4 protein-coding genes and 1 pseudogene are annotated in these 3,183 nt (G+C 37.2%); all 5 read left to right on the top strand.

Features of this window, described 5'->3' with window-relative positions:
- On the top strand, window positions 1-648 hold a 648-nt coding region (gene pstA / locus RQ907_RS08270), incomplete at its 5' end, for a phosphate ABC transporter permease PstA (RefSeq protein WP_311492896.1).
- 8 nt (window positions 649-656) lie between these two features.
- Window positions 657-1,502, top strand: a complete 846-nt coding sequence (gene pstB, locus RQ907_RS08265; RefSeq protein WP_311492895.1) for a phosphate ABC transporter ATP-binding protein PstB — start codon at window positions 657-659, stop codon at window positions 1,500-1,502.
- The gene (locus RQ907_RS08260; RefSeq protein WP_311492894.1) at window positions 1,499-2,119 is read left to right on the top strand and encodes a PhoU domain-containing protein; all 621 of its coding nucleotides are present in this window, start codon (window positions 1,499-1,501) and stop codon (window positions 2,117-2,119) included. Before pstB ends, RQ907_RS08260 begins: the two co-directional genes overlap by 4 nt.
- Window positions 2,119-2,778, top strand: a complete 660-nt coding sequence (locus RQ907_RS08255) for a response regulator transcription factor (RefSeq protein ID WP_311492893.1) — start codon at window positions 2,119-2,121, stop codon at window positions 2,776-2,778. Before RQ907_RS08260 ends, RQ907_RS08255 begins: the two co-directional genes overlap by 1 nt.
- Window positions 2,775-3,183 (top strand): annotated as a pseudogene (locus tag RQ907_RS08250) (histidine kinase); the annotation flags it as partial. The gene RQ907_RS08255 and the pseudogene RQ907_RS08250, both read left to right, overlap by 4 nt.

The following is a 3,183-nucleotide window of genomic DNA, read 5'->3' as shown; positions in this document are numbered from 1 at the left end:
ACAACTTTGATGACTATAGGCTTGACCTTGCTAATTGCCCTTCCTATAGGAATATTTACGGCAATTTACCTTTCAAACTATGCAAAAAATAAGTTTCTGATAAAGGCTGTAAGGTTTTCAACTGAAATCCTATCGTCAATTCCCTCTATAGTTTACGGTCTATTTGGTTACTTGTTTTTTGTATCGGGGACAGGCTACGGCCTTGGAATGAAGTATTCCCTCCTTGCAGGGTGTTTGACAGTGGCAATCATGGTCCTACCTACAATTATAAGGACAAGTGAGGAGGCGATTTTGACTGTAAATCCCCTTCAGGCTCACGCCTCCCTTGCTCTTGGGGCCACAAAAATACAAACAATCTTTATGGTTATCATACCAGATGCTATGGACGGGATTCTTGGAGGAATATTCTTATCAATAGGTAGGATTGTAGGCGAATCAGCTGCCCTAATTTTCACTATGGGGTCAAATACTGATATACCAAAGGGCTTATTTAAGTCAGCTAGGACTATGGCAGTTCATATGTATGTCCTTTCGTCAGAAGGTTTTCACGTTAAGGAAGCCTACGCCACAGCAGTCCTCCTCCTAGTCTTTGTTATTTTGATAAATTTTGTATCAGCAAAGATTAGTAAAAAAATTGTAAAAGCTTAGGAGAAATAATGGAGCAAATAAAAAATTCTCTTGATAATAATTCACAAGATTTTAGAGATAAAACCAAATTACTTTTCAATCGAGGAAGTAAAGAAGATCAGGGCACAGCTATATTGGTCAAAGACTTAGACCTCTGGTATGGCGATTTTAAGGCCCTGAAGAAAATAAATATGGATATCAAAAAAGGCAAGGTTACGGCTTTTATAGGTCCTTCTGGTTGTGGAAAATCTACAACTCTCAAATGCTTTAACAGGATGAATGACCTTGTTGATTCGTGTAGGATAGAAGGTTTAATAAAAATAGAAGGAGCTGACATTTATAAAAAAGACGTGGACGTAGTAAGTCTTCGTAGGAATGTTGGCATGGTCTTTCAAGCACCCAACCCTTTTTCTAAATCAGTTTATGAGAATATAACCTATGGACCAAAGCTTTCTGGTATCAAGGATAAGGACACCCTAGATGATATTGTAGAAAATTCCCTAAGGTCAGCAGCAATTTGGGATGAGGTCAAGGACAAACTCGACCAAAACGCCTTGTCATTTTCCGGTGGTCAACAACAGAGGATTTGCATAGCAAGAACCCTTTCGGTAAACCCTGAAATAATCCTAATGGACGAGCCTACAAGTGCTCTTGACCCTATATCCACATCTGCCATAGAAGACTTGATGGATGAGCTAAAGGAAAAGTACACCATAGTTATTGTAACCCACAATATGCAACAAGCAGCGAGGATTTCGGACCAAACAGCCTTCTTCCTTACAGGGGAAGTTATAGAGATGGATCAAACCAAAAGGATTTTTGAAAATCCAGCTGATAAGAGGACTGAAGATTATATTACAGGAAGGTTTGGATGATGAGGACAAGGTTTAATAGCGATTTGGAAGCGATAAAGGAGATGAGCAAGGGAGTAGGCCAATTAATTCTTATTTCCTATGACAGGATTGACCTTTATCTTGATAATAAAAACGAAGAAAATTTGGACCAGGTAATAGAGCTTTATGACGATATTAGAAGGCAAGCTTCAGGCATAGAAAGGTTTTGCTTTGAGCTTTTGGCCCTCCAACAACCAGTAGCCAGAGATCTTAGGCTCTTGCAAATGGAAATAAAATTGGCCTCAACCTTCAAAAGAATAGCCAGCCACCTAAATTCTGTGGCAGAAATCCTAAAATCCTATGGCCTTACTGATAAGGAAATATTTTTCCTAAAAAAATTCATCGAAAATGAAAAATCTATGCTAGAAGATGGGATGGGAGCCTTTGTTACAAATAATAAGGACCTGGCCCTTGCAACAATAGAGAAAGATGCAATAAATAATAAGTTATTTGTTGATGCTATTACTTTTGCGGCAGACGAAAATAAAAATGATAAGATAGGCCCAGTAGAATTATCAAATAAAATTTTACTTTTTAAATATTTTGAAAGGCTTGGCGATAGACTCGCCAGGGTAGCAGACTTGGCAACGAGGTTATGATGATATATGTAGTTGAAGATGATGGTGCGATTAGAAATTTAGTAACCTATGCTCTTACAGAAAAGGGCTATAAAGTAAAGTCCTTTGAGGATGGTCTAGAAATAGTAAAAGTAATTAGGGAAAATCCCTGTGAGCTTTTGCTCTTAGATCTCATGCTTCCGGGCAAGGACGGGGTTGCTATCCTAAAGGAACTTAGGGAATTTTCTGATATTCCTGTTATAATCCTTACAGCAAAAAATGATGAATTTGACAAGGTTTTGGGCCTTGAAAGTGGGGCAGATGATTATATTACCAAACCATTTTCTATCTTAGAACTCCTTTCGAGGGTTAAGGCCATCTTGCGTCGTGTAAATAAAACAGATTCTGATCATCTTACCTACAAAAATATTAGTATAAATATCAAAAAAAGAACTGTAAAAGTCGATGGAGAAAAAATCGACCTGACCTATAAAGAATTCGAAATGTTAAATTTATTTATGAACAATATTGGAAATGTCATCACTAGAGAGGATTTTCTCATAAAAATTTGGGGCTATGACTACCAGGGCGAGACCAGGACTGTTGACGTTCACATAGCAAGCCTGAGATCCAAGCTAAAAGATTCCGGTACCTATATTTCAACTGTTAGAAACCTAGGTTATAAATTTGGAGAAATATGAAAAAATTAACTAAAAAATCATTAATTACTACAACAACCATAGCGACCAGTCTAGCTGTGGTTGTTAGTTTATATACAAAGGAATATGGACTTTGCCTTTTGTTTTGGCTTATTATAAGTATTTTGCTTCTAGCCTCACATATTTTTATTGACAAGCGACTTGATACCTATGCCAAAGAGATTTCAAAATTTGACAAATACTACGATTTTGACCACATTGGCGAAGACTTTGAGGATGTAGGCAAGATTTACGGCAAGCTCTTAAATAAAAATATCAGGCTCGAGAAATCTATCTCCATCCTAAAAAGGCAAATCAAAGAGCTAAAAAATATTACTTCAAATATGGAAGAAGGATTCATAGTTTTTGACCCTAAGGGGGAAGTAGAGCTTATGAATGAGTCAGCCA

This window comes from uncultured Anaerococcus sp., from assembly GCF_963510575.1.
Classification (GTDB): domain Bacteria; phylum Bacillota; class Clostridia; order Tissierellales; family Peptoniphilaceae; genus Anaerococcus.
The sequence above is the reverse complement of the archived record's forward strand: the minus strand, read 5'-3'. Positions and strand labels throughout refer to the sequence as shown.

Coding starts and splice junctions, on each gene's coding strand:
- pstB (WP_311492895.1), top strand. CDS start 657: ATGGAGCAAATAAAAAATTCTCTTGATAATAATTCACAAGATTTTAGA.
- RQ907_RS08260 (WP_311492894.1), top strand. CDS start 1,499: ATGATGAGGACAAGGTTTAATAGCGATTTGGAAGCGATAAAGGAGATG.
- RQ907_RS08255 (WP_311492893.1), top strand. CDS start 2,119: ATGATATATGTAGTTGAAGATGATGGTGCGATTAGAAATTTAGTAACC.